The following is a 15,378-nucleotide window of genomic DNA, read 5'->3' on the forward strand; positions in this document are numbered from 1 at the left end:
AAGGGGTTGGAGTTAGGTTTGAGAGCAAGTCACACATGACGTGGTTTATCTATACACTATTATTAACAAAAACTCAAGCAGATGTATTGGATGATTGTAATTTAATCCCCAAAACTTGAGTGTAAGCTCCTCGTGCTTGAGTAACGCCAATTGTGCGTTCGGCTGATTCTATCATCGGACGACGCAAACTCACAACTATAAATTGCGCTTGTTGTGACTGTTGCTTAATCATTCTAGCTAATCGTTCTACGTTTGCTCCATCTAAGAACATATCTACTTCGTCAAAGGCGTAAAAGGGCGATGGACGGTAGCGTTGAAGGGCAAAGATAAAGCTCAAGGCTGTAAGTGATTTTTCTCCCCCAGACATGGAAGCGAGGCGTTGTACGGGTTTACCTTTGGGATGAGCGACTAAATTTAGTCCACTGCTAAAGGGATCTTCAGGATTTTCGAGTTGCAAAAAGCCGTCGCCGTCCGAAAGAATGGCAAAAATCGATTGAAAGTTTTCGTTGACAGCATCGAATGCTTCTTTAAAAGCAAGTTGTCGCAATGTGGTAAAGTTTTCAATCCGCAAAAGTAGTTCGGTGCGTTCCCCTTCTAATGTCTCTAATTTTTGCGTCAGTTCTTGGAGGCGGTTTTGAGTGCGTTCGTATTCTTCTAACGCCAGCATATTAACAGGTTCCATCGCTTGTAAGCGTTTGGTAAGCGATCGCAATTCTTTCTGTAATTCTTCTAAATCTACCTTATCTGGAACCTCCGGCAACGGATTTGGTAATTCTGCTCCCATATCCCGTAACTGGCTTTGCAGTGCAATTAATTCCTCCCGCCGCTTCTCTTGGGTTTCTTTGAGTTTTTCGATTTCCCATTGCAATTGTTGTTGGCGCAAAAGATGCGATCGCACTTCCAATTCTGTAGCGTCGCGTTTTTGTTTTTCTTCTCCCAAATTTTGCTCCATTTGAGTTAACGATAAACGGGTTTGGGTGATTTGGTCGTCTATCGTTGTGATTTGGCTCAAGACGTGATGAATCGCGTCTCTACAAGAGGTTTTTTGGGTTTCGTATTCTGCGATGCGTGTCTCTGCTTCTTGGATTTTTTCTTGCGATCGCTGTTGCTGATTTTCCAAATTTTTTAATCTTTGTTCAGCTTCGCGTAATGCTGTCTCCCGTTGTTGTAATTGTTGCTCTTGAGTTTTAATTTTCACTTGGATTTGTTGCCATTCACTAGGGGTTTGGGATGCTTCTAACTCTGCTAAAGCGTGTCGCAATTGTTGCAGATGAGTTTCTTGTCCCGGTAATTCCCGATCTAAAATTTCTAATCGGGATTGAGCAATGGCTAACTTTTCACTGTTTTGGGCGAGTTGCGATCGCGTCCCCTCTAATTGTGCCGTTAAATTTTTAATATCTTTCTGCAACTGTTCTAATTGCAACTGCTGCTCGCGCCGCGCCTGACGAGCTTCTGCGAGTTCTTGGGTGAGTTTTTTGCTTCTGGCTGATAAAGTTGCGATCGCTTCAGTACAACGCTCTAAAACCCGCTCAATATCCACCAAACGACTTCTCAAAGCGATCGCTTCATCAGATTCCGCCGCTTCCGCATTGCCAAACCGCAAGGCTGAACGCTGGCTGTTACTACCACCAGTCATTGCACCACTAGTTTCCAGTAATTCCCCGTCTAAGGTGACGATGCGATACAATCCTAGATTTTTCCGCGCCGCCTCAAGGCTGGCAAATACGACTGTGTTACCGAAAACATAGCTGAATACATCTTTGTAACGGCGATCGCAATCGACTAAGTTAACAGCATAGTTAACGAAGCCACTGGCGAAACGCAGCGTTGCATCTTGAGTAAATTTAGGAGCGTGAATTTTATTCAGTGGTAAAAAAGTCGCTCTCCCTGCACGCTTCTGTTTGAGCAATTCAATACCGGCTGCGGCTACACCATCATCTTCCACCACAATATGTCCCAATCGCCCACCAGCAGCCATTTCTAAAGCTAGCTGATGACGGGGTTCCACTTTTCCTAATTGCACAACTAAGCCACAAAGTCCAGGCATTCCCGATTGTAAAATGACTTTACTAGCTTGGGTCCCTTGGACTTCTTGCTGTGCTTGCGTTTGCGCCTCTATTTTATCCAACTGGCGTTGTTTTTCCCGTTGTTCAAAAAGTAACCGCTTTTGGGTTTCCTGTTGGATTTGCAGTTCTTGTTCTGTGGCTGAGAGATTTTGGGCTAAATTTTGAATGGGTTCGCTAGAGGCGTTAAATTCTGTTTCAATTTGACTACATTCAGTTTGTTTTTGGGCTAACAGGGGTTCGTCGCGTTCAATTAACTGCGTTTGCTCTTGGATAAGTTGCTGTAACTGATTATTGCGTTCTGTGAGTTGTGCTTTTTCTGTGCGTTGCGGTTCTAGAGTTTGCAGCAGAGTTTCAATTTGGCGGTTGAATGCCGTTTGTTGCTGCACCCACGCTTCCGAAGCTGAGGCGATTTCGGCTGCTGCTTCGCGGGAGGTTTCTAAGGCTTGGTGCGCTTCGTTTCTTTGTTGTTGGGAAGACGCGATGAATCGCGTCTCTACAAGTTGGGTTTCGGCAATTTCTTCTAGGGAATGACGGTGTTTTTGAATTTCTTGCTGAGTTTGAGCGAGACGTTTGGCGGTTTCTTGGGAAGCCGTTTCTAATTCTGTTAGCTGACGCTGGAGTTGTTTTCGTTCTGCTTCTTGGGTGGCGAGGGCAGATTGTACTGCTAAAAGTTCATCTTCTCCCAATGCTTTGACATGGGCATTGAGTTGTTCAAGTTCAGCAGTTTTTTGGACGATTTCGGAATTTAGATTTGTGAGTTGGGTTGAGAGTTCACTAGAATTGCGATCGCCTGTTTGAATTTCGTGAACTAACTTTTCTTGTTGTGCTTGTAGCGATCGCCATGATAAAACGGCTTCCCAGGATTGTTTCGCTAGAAATTCGGTGCGGAGTTTTTGATATTTCTCAGCTTTAGCCCGATCTTGGGAAAGGCGATCGCGTTGTGCAGTTAGTTCTGTTTCAATAATCCGACAGCTATCTTCCTTTTCTTTCACCTCATCTAAAGTTGATTTGGCTTGAATGATTTTGCGATCGAACGCCGCCACCCCTGCCAATTCATCAATAATTTCCCGCCGTTCCCGCGCATTCATCGAGATAATGCTGGTGACATCCCCTTGCAGCACGACGTTGTAGCCTTCAGGATAAACCCGTAGATTACTTAATTCTCCATGCAATTCTGTCAACGTGCAAGCTTCACCATTGATATAGTAATTCGAGGTGTAACTTCCTTGGTGAGTGACTCGCAGCCTTCTAGTAACACTCCACTCTGACGATTTTGGATTTTGGACTTCGGCTTCGCTCAGTCGAACAATTTTGGATTTTGGTTCTTCCTCCGCTTCCTCGGCTTCCCCTGCCTCTTCTACTTCCTCCCTTTGCGCCTTTGTATCTTTGTGTGAGATTTCATCTGACAAATCAAACGTTACAGTCACACTAGCTTCAATAGAAGCGCGTCCTTTGGACGTTTGGGTGTTATTTACCAAATCTGGGAGGCGATCGGCTCGCATTCCCTTAGAACTGGAGAGTCCGAGGCAAAATAGCAGTGCATCGAGAATGTTAGATTTACCCGAACCATTTGGCCCAGATATGACAGTACACCCCGGTAGCAAAGGGACTGAGGTAGTGCCACCGAAGGATTTGAAGTTGGTAAGTTCCACGCGCTTGATATGAACCATAGGCGCTGGTTAACTGGGCTAATGAAGAACAAGTGTATCAACTAATTAAGAATTGGCAAGAGGGTAAGGGGAAGTAATTGGGGATTATTGTAGACGCGTTGCGGTAAGCCTACCAGCGTCACCCAAAAGGCTTACCGCAGGCGATCGCCCAGTGTACAGCGAAAATTTGAATGTTGTAAACTGACCATCCAAATTTTCCCAGAGCAGATAATATCATGTCCGCCTAATTATTTGTAATTCAAAAATCTCTGTGTTTAGGTGTCTTTGCGTCAGTCCTAATTACAAGTGTTCAATTGGAAACAATCTAAGGAAAATTTAAGTGCAAACATGAACTAATTGGTATAGTTTAAATCATCTATAGGATTCTTATTTGATTTTTGAACAAAACTCCGTACACTTTTATTCTTTCTTCTCTGTTGCCTGTTGCCTGTTCCCTGCCTACGCAAGTAATTATGGCTACGCCACGCTGCGCGAACAGAAATCAAATCGGATTACTATATTCTGTATATGTCGTTCTCGGTTGATCGCGACAACAAAGCGTCATATTTTTATCTCAGGATATAACTAAGTTTGAAACAGGCTCAAGGCATTCTCACACAGGAACGTGACTTGCTAAGGAACAGAGAGGAGGAAGGGAAAAAAGTAACTCTACTAAATGGTAGAGGATATTAAAATCACCAAATGAATTTATAATATAGTAATCTTTACAATTGTAAAAACGTAGAAAGAAAGCCCTCTTTACTACCTCAATCTGCTCTGTGTAATTTGGCTCTTAACTCGCAAATATTTGTAGAACTTAGTAATGAAGAGATTAATTAAAGGTCTGCGCGAATTTAAATCTAGCTATTTTTCGACACATCAACAATTGTTTGAGCAACTTTCACATGGTCAAAAGCCCAGGGTATTGTTTATTACCTGTTCTGATTCGCGTCTCGATCCAAATCTAATTACACAAGCCCAAGTCGGTGAATTATTTGTCATTCGCAATGCAGGTAACATCATTCCACCGTATGGGGCAAGTAATGGCGGTGAAGGAGCGACAATTGAATATGCTGTTCAAGCTTTAGATATTCGCCAAATTATTATTTGTGGTCACTCTCATTGCGGTGCAATGAAAGGACTAATGAAGTTACACAATCTCAGCGACGAAATGCCGCTTGTACATGATTGGCTTAAATATGCAGAGGCGACTCGAAGGTTAGTTATAGACCACTACAGTGACTACGACGGAGAAGAACTGCTAGAGATTATGATTGCCGAAAATGTTCTTACTCAAATTGAGAATTTGCGGACGTATCCAGTGATTCACTCTAAGCTTTATCAGGGGGAACTCAGCATTTATGCTTGGATTTATCACATTGAAACAGGAGAAGTTTTTGCATACGATCCCCAAAAGCACGCTTATGTTTTACCTCAGACTCAGCTTCCAGAATCAGAAATAGATGAGTCGTTCAGAGGTCAGTATGCAAATACTAATGTAGCAGTGCATTCCCCTGAAAACCAGCAAAATGATGTTCAACCTTATGAAAAAGTGTCTGTTTCTGCATTTGAGTGGTTTCCAATGAAACGCCTTTCTCCAGAGCAGATGGAACGAATTTATCGAGGTTCAAATAATGGAAGTTGAAAGATGAGAATATAGAATTCTAACTCCACATATCACCATGACTCAAACCGCTCAGAATTGGTATTAGACTAATCAATTTTTGCTCCAGTTACATCTTAGATATTCTCAGGTATTTCTAAAAATAAGTCATAGCTAAACTGAAGTCTACTCAAGTGGACTGAAACCATTTTTAAGTCTTTTTTATAAGACTTTAACTTTTAACCATTAGGTTTATAAAGTTATCCAAGTGGTATAAACTAACTATTACTTACTTTTAAACAGAGACTTACACAAATGTAAGTCTCTGTTTGGCTTTTATGCCAATACTAACTGAAAGCTTCAGTTATTATTTTATGGCTTTTTCACAGCATCAACTTTAGCTTCCACCTTCACCGTCTTCACACCTTGAACTTGTTTAACCAAAGTTTCAGCCTTCTTGAGTTCTTCAGCAGAAGTGACTGTGCCTTTGAGGATAATTTCACCCTCTTTGTTTTCAACTTGTAACTTATTGCCTGGTAAACCTTTGTTCAACTTGGCGCTAACTTCAGTTTTTAAGTCGCTTTTAACTTTTGTTGTTGCCGTTTTTTCGGAACCAGTTTTAACTTTAGTATCTGTGCTAGCTGCTAAAGGAGTTGTTTGTATTCCTGGAACTTTGGCAGTTTCATTTGTCTGTGAAGCTGGTTTTGCTGGTATTTGAGCAGCTTCATTAGTAGCGCTAGGAGTTTCCGAACCAGTTTTAGGAGCCTCTTGGCAGCCAAAAGTACCAACTACCAAAATACTACTAACTAGTAATAGAATTAGCTTTTTCATTATCTATCTCCGAATTGATTACTGGAAGCAATTAATTTGTGTGTCATGGTGAGGAGCAGATGTTAAAAAGCAATTAAATGTGAAGTAGCAAAAGTGCCTAAGCAATAACTTAGGTTACTGGAAATTAAAACTTGGACGATTTCTTGAGGCTAAGATTTTACAGCCATTTTTGAGAAGCGCCAATTCAATTTTTTTGACAGTTGCTAACCAGGATGGGTCTGTATACGGTCTAAGGCTCCTATGAATTTTATGTAGATGCTGAGGAGCTTTTTGAATGATAGACTATGCAGCTTTACACTAGTGACTTATGTTATCAGATTTGAGTCAGTTTGGCGATGTCTACGCCTATGCAACTCAAAACTTCATGGTTTTTGCAATCCTGTGCCAGCAAAATTGCCAACAAAATGTTACTTTAGAAAACTATGGCTTACTTACAATGCCCTAAATATCAGGAAATATCAGCCAATGCCTTACCTCACTTCTACCAGCGAAATTAGTGCCATTGTTGCTGAATATACCAAGGCGAAAACGCTGTGGATCGATACAGAAGTGGCTGACTATAAAAGTCGTAATCCTAGACTATCGCTGATTCAGGTATTAGACGATCCTCAAGATATGAGTGGCGATCGCGTCTACCTTCTAGATGTCCTAGATAAGCCTAATATTATAGCTGAATTTATTGAAAAAATTATGATAAATTCTGCCATTGAAAAAGTTTTTCACAATGCCAGTTATGATATAAAACTTCTAGGTAACAAGAAAGCTAAAAATATTACTTGCACTTTAGAAATGGCAAAAAAAATTCCCTACCATATTTTGCCATTACCTAACTATCAACTTAAAACCATAGCTAAGGCACTTTGTAGCTTTAACAATATCGATAAACAAGAGCAAACCAGCGATTGGGGAAAACGCCTCCTGACTGAAGAACAGATAGAGTATGCTTATCTAGATTGTATTTATCTGGCTCAAATCCACTCAAATTTATTAGGTTTACAAGCCAAAGCCAACCCCGAACCCGCAAGGGAAGATTTAATATCACTAAGTACTAGATATTCGCAACTTGAGCAACAATACAAGTTGTTGAATTCAGAATTTGAGCATTTGCAAGAACGTATGAAAAAAGCCATGCAAGCTCAGAATATATCTGAAACTTCTTATCATAAGCTGACTAGTTATGATCGCACTACAGTTAAAGCTAGTTTTTCAGAATTGGCAAGGCTAGCCCAAACCCAAGATATTGATTTAGATTTCCCTGTCACACTAACTCAGAAACTCCAAAAAGATTTAGGGAAAAATCTGGAACAACTATCTGTAGATATTGAAAAAACTACCTCTTGGCGGCTAACTCCCAAAACTCAAGAGAGTGAGCCAGAAGATGAGTAAATTGTCCATTAGGCTACAAATGTCAGCATTGGTGGAGTTATTATTTATAGCAAATCTTAATATTTCAAATATATTTTTTTCAAAAAGTATCTAAAAAAACATGAGCAACAGTAGCTTTCTGCTCAGAAATCCATTGTCAAGAAGTAGAGAGATGACAATAGCAAAGACCCGAATTGACAATTTTTATACTTTATAATTCATGTTTTTCCCTTAATATAACTATTAAATAAATATATTGAATATCTGGTAAATTTGTTAATCGACTTGAAACGTCTATCAAAAGTTAGAATAACCATTGAGTTAAAGAATTAAAATCTAGATTTTGGTACTAATTGCATTCAGGTGTTATGGCAGTTTATATTAAATTATGAGACGGCGTTTATTTAGACAAAAGCGAACAAGGGTAAATCAAGTATTTACTATAGCTATTTTTACTACATTGACAGCAATTAGTAGTGTTTCTTGTAGCAAGAATGACAGTGTTTTGGTGACAGAAATAGGAGTTAGTACACCTAGCCGTCGTTCAGCTACAGCATCCAGAGGGGGAGAATTCTATCTTCAGGGAAAGAATCAGCATTTAAACGGCGATTTACAAGCTGCGATCGCATCTTATAGTAAGGCAATTAGTCAAAACTCTCAATATGGCGCTGCCTACAACGGTCGGGGATTAGCCTACTTTGATTTGGGAGATAAGGAAAAAGCGATCGCAGATTACAATCAAGCCCTCCGCATCAACCCTAACGACGCTGAAGCTTACAATAACCTGGGCAATGCCCGCGCTTCACTAGAAGGTAACAGAGAAGCAGTTAAAGATTACAGTGAAGCGATTCGCCTGAATCCCAACTACGCCGAAGCCTACAACAACCGAGGCAATGCCCGCGCCGCCAATGGAGACAGAAAAGGGGCAATAGACGATCTCGGTCAAGCGATTCGCCTGAATCCCAACTATGCGATCGCCTATAATAACCGGGGAAATGCTCGTGCTGCCAATGGAGATCCAAAAGGCGCGATCGCAGATTACAATCAAGCCATTCGCCTCAACCCTAACTTTGCCCCTGCTTACAATAACCGAGGAAATGCCCGCGCCACCAATGGAGATAGACAGGAGGCACTCAAGGATTTAGAAAAAGCAGCGAACATTTTTCAAAGTCAGGGTAACAATGACTTATACCAACAAGTGATGAAAAACATCAAAGAACTGAGACAGTAGGCAAAAGGGTAGGGGGTAGGGGAGCAGGGGAATAGGGAGCAGATAACAGGTGTAGGTTTTTAACACCAGAAGCAAAGATGAAATACGCTCAACAACCCCAGCAAGACAAACAACATGTCCAATTGCTAGCCGAACAGTTGCGATCGCTCGGCATAGACCCTGATTCTCTCATTTAAATTGCTCAGTACTTACGCAAAAGATAACGAAAGTAGGGGTAATTCATGAATTACCCCTACGCAAGAATAAGGTTTTCAGTCACATATTGCGTAAGTCCTGTTGCTATCAAGATTCATTAATAGAATAATGATGTACTCATAACTGAGGAACGGGAAATCAATCATGCTAAATTACGATCCATTAGCTTGTTTGCCCTCATCTGAAGAGCTACCTGACTCTGACGATACCCCCGTGGATTGAGCATACCCTTAAAGACCTCAAAATCAAAGGCAAGAAAAAAACCGCAATGGATGCAATATTATGTCTGCACGTAGCAGGAAAACTCTGATGGTTTGCCCTCAATGCCATGATGCTATACACGCTGGTAAACCAACGTCTAAACGAGTCTCGTAAATTAAGAGTACTGGAGAGTCTTGTACCTGGAAACTCGTAAGCACGGTTCGGCGGGAGCTAGTTGGAAAAAGAACCAATGCGGAAACCTCGCTAGCTACCCACTTTCGATAAGATAAACCACTCTGCAATTATGGATAGACTCACTGCTCCCCAGAGCATAAGACAAGGAATTTTCCGATGTCTAAAAGCCGGAGTCAACCCAGAATTTCCTGAACAAGAAACATCTCCATCAGATTGATGGAAACCATAATAATTGGAAAATTAAAAACTTTTTTGCCATTCACGAAAGCTGCCACGATTATATCCACATGAAGTAAAAGCAAAAGCTAAGAACGTCAGAAGCTGGGTGCGGTGAAAGTTGCACGCCCAGATTTAACACAGAGGTGCGGGGAACAATATCCCCCATCGACTCAACCCGCATTATTGCGATTACAATAACTATATTCTCTCCTTTACCCAAGGGACGGAGGAGCAGGGGTCAGTCAATACCCCCTATGTTTCAGGAAATTCTGTTTCCTAGTTACAAGCCTCATCCCCTGATGGGTGGGGCAGTTGACAGTGACATCTGGATATTTTTAACTGATTCAGATAAACTAAGAAATTTGTCAGTTGCATGACCTTCTTTTGTATATGCCCAAAACTTACACCGTAGAAATTGATCACCAAGGCAAAATTCATACCTTGCAAGTTCCTGAAAATGAAACGATCTTATCAGTTGCCGATGCTGCTGGTTTGGAACTGCCGAGTTCTTGCAATGCAGGTGTTTGCACAACTTGCGCCGGTCAAATAAGCCAGGGAACTGTGGATCAAACTGATGGCATGGGCGTTAGTCCAGATTTACAAAAACAAGGTTACGTATTGCTTTGTGTTGCCAAACCCCTTTCTGATTTGAAAATTGAGACAGGAAAAGAAGACATACTTTATCAGTTGCAATTTGGCAAAGACTAATAATCAGTGAACAGTTATCAGTATATCGGATGATTATTCATAGCTAAATAACTGTTCACTGAAATTACCAAATCTGATAATTTACATAAGTATTTCATAGAAACGGACATCAGCTATTCTAGAAATTACAAATCAACAGGATTTACCAAAATGACGACTCATTTTATTACCGCAGAAATTGATTTACAAGAAACTCCCGCAGATTTACTAGAAGTAATTGAAACAGAGTTAAAGAAACAAGGCGAACCTCTGCGTTGGGCAGTTACTTCTGTGGATGTTGAGGAACAAAAAGCTACAGTTGAAGCCGTTGTTACGACAGTTAAGAGTTAGAGGATGTTTGAAAAGTCCTCTTGTCGGTATCAAAAATTTTAGATACCCCTATAAATCCCCCTTAAAAAGACGTGAGTTCGACGGATAGGAAAGCGCAAAAAGCTTGCTATGTATGAATCTGGTAAACTGGACAGACAAAAAGGCGATGGCTACGATTGAGAATCGGTGCAAAAGTGACAAAAAAAGGCCGAGACTAAAAATATCTTAAGAAAAATCAAGGTCTCGGCTATGTCTACCATTGTATCCCGCCTCGATATTACGCAAATTTTCTGTGACATAGATGATTTCTGCAATCACTGGGAAAGCTTGTGGCAGCAAGTACCACAGCTACCATCAACAACAGGAGAACGGTGTAGTAAATCAAGGATGCATTTATCAGAGGTGATGACAATAGCCATTGCATTTCATGGTATAGCGGTTATCAGTCTTGTGAGGTACAGTAGCAGCAGTGAGTAAACCAACCCAGCAAATTCTCTATTGTCACTTCTGCGAATGCCGTATCTAATGCCTGGAGTAAATCAGGGTATGTCCTTGCACCGATGCGACGGAGAATGTTCTTAATCTTGGACCAACAATTCTCAATCGGTGAAAAATCGGGAGAATAGGGGGGGAGATAAATGAGATGAGCGCCAGCAGCGATGAGCAAAGCTTCAAGTTCATCACTTTTATGGATTGAGCAGTTATCCATGATCACCACTGCACCAGGCCAAAGTTTGGGTACGAGCTTTTGGGCGATGAAGGCATCAAAAGTCAAAGCATCGATAGAACCTAAGCCACTCCATTGGGTGAGCAGTCCTTTCAAGCTAATTGCACCAATTACCGAGACATTTTTCCCTTTGCGGTTGGGCTTTTGAGCATAGCCTGAAGGCCAGGCAAGGCGCGGGCACATTTGCGGATGAAGGACAGATTAACTCCCGATTCATCTAAGAAAATCAGCTCTTCGACGGGTATCCCCCTCAAGAGTTTCCAGTACTCAAATCGGGCTAGTTGGACTTCATCACTACCTTTTTTTGTGAGGTGGAGACTTTTTTTTTGAGGTTGAGGTGAAGTTTCCAGCGAACCATCCGATTCACCGTAGCTACCCCAATTAAGACCTCTGTTTTCTCGTAAAGTCGTTCCCGCAATTCGCTTAACGTCGCATCGGGCTGTGCTATGACGAGTTGGCGCAGGATTTCTAACTGTTCAGCATTCAACTTTGTTGCTGTCTGCTCAGTCCGCACCTTGGGGCCTATCATCCCCAATTCTCGATGGCGTTTGAGTAAATTTTGCACAAAACTTAAGGTGACACCAAAGTTTTTAGCCAGTTTTCGTTGGGAAATGTCACCGCAGGCATAAGCATCAACTATTTTTTGACGCAAGTCGAGAGAGTAGGCTTTCATCACCACCAATTATCAGTAGAATTGCTCTCTCCTACTGTACTGAAGTAGACTGATAACCGCTATATCCCTCTTCTGTCACTCTCCGAGATAAGCAAGTAGTAAATAAGTGAAATCATCCAGAAGCAAAAAAGGGTTTAAATTGGTTCATGGCACAAATTAAATGATTAAATCCTAGCAATAAATGAGAATTTGGAAAAATATCTAACCAGGGATAAATCAGCCAAAATAGTAAAAGAGGTTGGACAATTAAACGAAGATTATTAAGAGTATTCTTCCATCCAGAATTATGATTCCATTGTTGATGATGAGAAAAATCTACACAATTAACATAACTAGTACCTATCACCTCAGTTTCAATTTGAAGAGATTGATTTAAGGCTAAAAAGGCTGGGGAATTTAGACTAATCATTGTGTAAACACAAAAAATAATTTCCCACCATCTCTCTATATGTTGAAAATTTGTCAAGCGATAATCTGTCCAGCCGAGTTCCTGTTTACATTGTCGAAACCCATATTCTACCCAGGTTCTTAATCCATATAAATCGCCTAAAGTTTTTTTGAGATTTCCTTGAAGATTCGTCATGACAAATGAAGTGGAATTATCCGGCATTGTTTCTGGATCAGTAGTTATTTCCCAGTAAGTTATGGCTCTTTTTTTACCATAAATTATTTCTCGGATATATCTGATTTCGGATTTTTTATTACTAAATGTTCTCTCAAATTTGCACCACTTGTTAGCTCTAACGCTCTGATTAGCTGGTAGCCAGACTCCGTGATTACTTCTAATTGCTACAACATAAGCTAATTCATATTCATTGAGCTTTTTGATGAATTTGCTACTTTCACCATATAAACTATCGGCTAATACTAATTCAATATTAAACCCCTCATTTATTAATTCTGTAATAATTTCTGACGCTAACTCTATTTTGGTTTTATATTTATCTCCTGATTTGAGCGTCCCTTTCGGTTTAAATACTTTGAAACTTAATGGAAATGTTACATTTTCATAAACTCCATAAGCATTGACTGATACTATTCCATTATCTATTTTTCCTACACTCCCTAGATATTGTCTTGCAACATAATCTGTCTTTTTACCTTTTTTCCTATCTCCAGTTTCATCTATTACTACGGTTATCGCCTGACTATTTAATGCTTTCTTTAATTTATCTAATCTTCGGCTCTTTAATTTATTTGCTGACCAATCTGAATAGGCTATGAAATGATATAATGACTGTGCCGAGTTTATACTTACTACTTTGGCTATTTCTGGTAATGATTTTCTTTTTATTGGTGCAATTATCCCTAAATGTAAATATTTGAAGCATTCATAATTTCTTACTTCTTTGAACAGGTCTTTATACTCTGCACAATATTCATCTATGATCGCAACTGTTGGCTGGGCATCTCTTGCCAAATGTTTTAGGATTTGTAATTCTACATCCATTGCCCTGCTTACCTGAAGAGAGTTTTTTCTTTTAATCCTTTTATTCAGAATACTCGGAAAGTGACAGAAGAGGGATATTATTTTTTCATAGCTACGTTGGTGTAAAAACTAAAAACTCGGAAGTAGAAGAGTGAAACCACCCAAAAAACTGACTTGTTTCACTTAGGTCTGTTTGGGTGCGATCGCCATTTTGGGTGCGCTATCTTTACAGGGAGAACCAATCTTCTGGGTGGCTGGACATCGTTTGCATCATGCTCACACCGAAGACGAATACAAAGATCCTTACTCTGCACGCAAAGGTTTTTGGTGGAGTCAGATGCTGTGGATTTTTTATCCCCGTCCGGAATTCTTTAGATTTGTGGCAACCTGTAGGTAAGCTAAAACACATTTAATTTGCAGATTAAAATTTTATCAATGAGCTGTCGCGCCTACAAGTTGCCTGCCTCATAATCTTTTAGGTAAAACCTGTAAACCCTCCCCTCTGCCCCTCTGCTCCCCTGCTGTCTCAATGTGCAAATTAAAAACACAACAGCTTATCTTGTGGGGTGGGCATCTTGCCCACCCTAGTGATGCAAGTTAAATGCCGATTAGCTTATAAGAGTGGAAGTTGTTTTGCCAGATTTACCCCTTTCTTCAACCCCAAGCATTTATTTTTAACTAACTTCGGCTCCTGTTGGTACAACATCTGAGTCAGTTCCTGCACCGATCGCATTTTCCGCAATTCCCAATCCCTAATTAAATTTTTCTAATAATCATTCTCTATTTTGTGGCATAAATTTAGTGAATGCGGATGATATGTACATAGCAGCATTGATCACTAAAGATTGATTTATGAATAACTCCACCCATCAGCTAGACGATTTCGCTTTAACATTACCGATTCCCCAATTAGCTCGCATCACTGCCCAGAAATTTGCTAACCAACAGCCAAATTCGGAAAAAGCAGAGCAAGTTCGGCTGAATACGCTAGCTGTGTGGGTGGTGAATGACTACTTGGAAATGATGGATATTCCTACCAACCTTCAAGCTAGCGACAGCTGGAACCCTATCATGCGCCTCTGTGGAAATGTCGCTGACTTAGAATTGCCCTCAGTTGGCCGTCTAGAGTGTCGCCCTGTCCATCAACATCAAGAGATATGTTTCATTCCGCCAGAAACTTGGGAAGAACGGGTGGGTTATTTAGTAGTTCAATTTGATGAATCACTCCAAGAAGCGAAGCTGCTTGGTTTTATTCCTAGTATCGCAACTGAAACACTGCCTTTAAAACAACTGCAACCATTGGAAGCATTTATTGACCACTTGGGAGAACTACGTCAATCTCCAGTTAGTTCACTCGTGAATTTGAGTCAATGGTTTACTGGTATATTTGAGACAGGTTGGCAAACTATTGAATCTTTATGGAACTTGCCGGAACTTAGACCAGTTTATGCCTTTCGTAGTACCGAAACTTTGGAACTCAATGCCCTCAATCAACCAGAATCAATTACTAAACGGGCAAAACTAATTGATTTAGGTATCCAAATTCTTAACCAACCCGTTATGTTGATTGTGGAAATCAGCCCAGAAAAAGATCAACAAACCAGTATTCATCTGCAATTGCACGCCACTGGGAATCAAATCTACTTACCACCCGGAGTTCATCTCACCGTTCTAGATAGTTCAGGAGCAGTATTTCTAGATGCTCAATCGAGAAAATCAGACAACTACATTCAGTTACAGTTTCGTGGTGAACCTACAGAACAATTTAGTGTGAGGGTAGCCATTAATGATACTAGCATTACTGAGCATTTTCGGATTTAAAACATCCAGCTATTTTCCCTCTTTGTCGGTAATTTATTAAGTGCTAATTGGTTAATTAAAAATTAAAAATTAAAAATTCAAGCCAGTTTTGGGGATTTTGAAAAAAGTCTGCAAAAGCTTGTGGAGCTTGTTATGAGACATTAGAACAGGGGATGA

13 protein-coding genes and 1 pseudogene are annotated in these 15,378 nt (G+C 40.5%); 9 read left to right on the forward strand and 5 right to left on the reverse strand.

Features of this window, described 5'->3' with window-relative positions:
- Positions 1 to 73 precede the first annotated feature (73 nt).
- Positions 74 to 3,736, reverse strand: coding sequence for a chromosome segregation protein SMC (smc, locus tag FBB35_RS00215; protein ID WP_174707998.1), 3,663 nt, complete (start codon positions 3,734 to 3,736; stop codon positions 74 to 76).
- Positions 3,737 to 4,538: 802 nt separating this feature from the next.
- Between smc and FBB35_RS00220 the strand changes: the two genes are divergently transcribed.
- Complete coding sequence (locus tag FBB35_RS00220; RefSeq protein ID WP_174707999.1) at positions 4,539 to 5,360, forward strand: carbonic anhydrase; 822 nt, start codon at positions 4,539 to 4,541, stop codon at positions 5,358 to 5,360.
- Positions 5,361 to 5,690: 330 nt separating this feature from the next.
- Here the strand turns inward: FBB35_RS00220 and FBB35_RS00225 are convergent, their stop codons facing one another.
- Entirely contained in the window at positions 5,691 to 6,149 is a 459-nt protein-coding gene (locus FBB35_RS00225; RefSeq protein WP_174708000.1) for a BON domain-containing protein, read from the reverse strand.
- A 307-nt stretch (positions 6,150 to 6,456) separates the two neighbouring features.
- On the opposite strand from FBB35_RS00225, the gene FBB35_RS00230 reads away from it, so the two are divergent.
- The 6 genes from FBB35_RS00230 to FBB35_RS00260 all read left to right on the forward strand — a co-directional run bounded on the left by FBB35_RS00230 (position 6,457) and on the right by FBB35_RS00260 (position 11,049).
- Entirely contained in the window at positions 6,457 to 6,594 is a 138-nt protein-coding gene (locus FBB35_RS00230; protein ID WP_174708001.1) for a hypothetical protein, read from the forward strand.
- A 20-nt stretch (positions 6,595 to 6,614) separates the two neighbouring features.
- On the forward strand, positions 6,615 to 7,535 hold the full coding sequence (locus tag FBB35_RS00235) for a ribonuclease D (RefSeq protein ID WP_174708002.1): 921 nt from the start codon (positions 6,615 to 6,617) through the stop codon (positions 7,533 to 7,535).
- 367 nt (positions 7,536 to 7,902) lie between these two features.
- On the forward strand, positions 7,903 to 8,745 hold the full coding sequence (locus FBB35_RS00240) for a tetratricopeptide repeat protein (RefSeq protein ID WP_174708003.1): 843 nt from the start codon (positions 7,903 to 7,905) through the stop codon (positions 8,743 to 8,745).
- Between the two features lie 1,200 nt (positions 8,746 to 9,945).
- On the forward strand, positions 9,946 to 10,263 hold the full coding sequence (locus FBB35_RS00250; RefSeq protein WP_174708004.1) for a 2Fe-2S iron-sulfur cluster-binding protein: 318 nt from the start codon (positions 9,946 to 9,948) through the stop codon (positions 10,261 to 10,263).
- 150 nt (positions 10,264 to 10,413) lie between these two features.
- Positions 10,414 to 10,593 (forward strand): hypothetical protein, encoded by a 180-nt coding sequence (locus tag FBB35_RS00255; protein ID WP_174708005.1) that lies wholly within the window; start codon positions 10,414 to 10,416, stop codon positions 10,591 to 10,593.
- A gap of 228 nt (positions 10,594 to 10,821) precedes the next feature.
- Complete coding sequence (locus tag FBB35_RS00260) at positions 10,822 to 11,049, forward strand: hypothetical protein (RefSeq protein WP_254625774.1); 228 nt, start codon at positions 10,822 to 10,824, stop codon at positions 11,047 to 11,049.
- Here FBB35_RS00260 and FBB35_RS34060 read toward each other — a convergent pair.
- From FBB35_RS34060 to FBB35_RS00270, 3 genes are all read right to left on the reverse strand, one after another.
- Positions 11,015 to 11,482 (reverse strand): transposase, encoded by a 468-nt coding sequence (locus tag FBB35_RS34060; protein ID WP_254625646.1) that lies wholly within the window; start codon positions 11,480 to 11,482, stop codon positions 11,015 to 11,017. The genes FBB35_RS00260 and FBB35_RS34060 overlap by 35 nt on opposite strands.
- A 94-nt stretch (positions 11,483 to 11,576) precedes the next feature.
- Positions 11,577 to 11,972: a transposase gene (locus tag FBB35_RS34065; protein ID WP_254625668.1), complete on the reverse strand. Its 396-nt coding sequence runs from the start codon at positions 11,970 to 11,972 to the stop codon at positions 11,577 to 11,579.
- A gap of 112 nt (positions 11,973 to 12,084) precedes the next feature.
- Positions 12,085 to 13,422, reverse strand: a complete 1,338-nt coding sequence (locus FBB35_RS00270) for an IS701 family transposase (protein ID WP_174708006.1) — start codon at positions 13,420 to 13,422, stop codon at positions 12,085 to 12,087.
- A gap of 178 nt (positions 13,423 to 13,600) precedes the next feature.
- On the opposite strand from FBB35_RS00270, the pseudogene FBB35_RS00275 reads away from it, so the two are divergent.
- A pseudogene (locus FBB35_RS00275) lies at positions 13,601 to 13,774 on the forward strand (acyl-CoA desaturase); the annotation flags it as partial.
- Positions 13,775 to 14,253: 479 nt separating this feature from the next.
- Positions 14,254 to 15,222 (forward strand): DUF1822 family protein, encoded by a 969-nt coding sequence (locus FBB35_RS00280; protein ID WP_174708007.1) that lies wholly within the window; start codon positions 14,254 to 14,256, stop codon positions 15,220 to 15,222.
- Positions 15,223 to 15,378 lie beyond the last annotated feature (156 nt).

Source organism: Nostoc sp. TCL240-02, assembly GCF_013343235.1.
Classification (GTDB): Bacteria; Cyanobacteriota; Cyanobacteriia; order Cyanobacteriales; family Nostocaceae; genus Nostoc.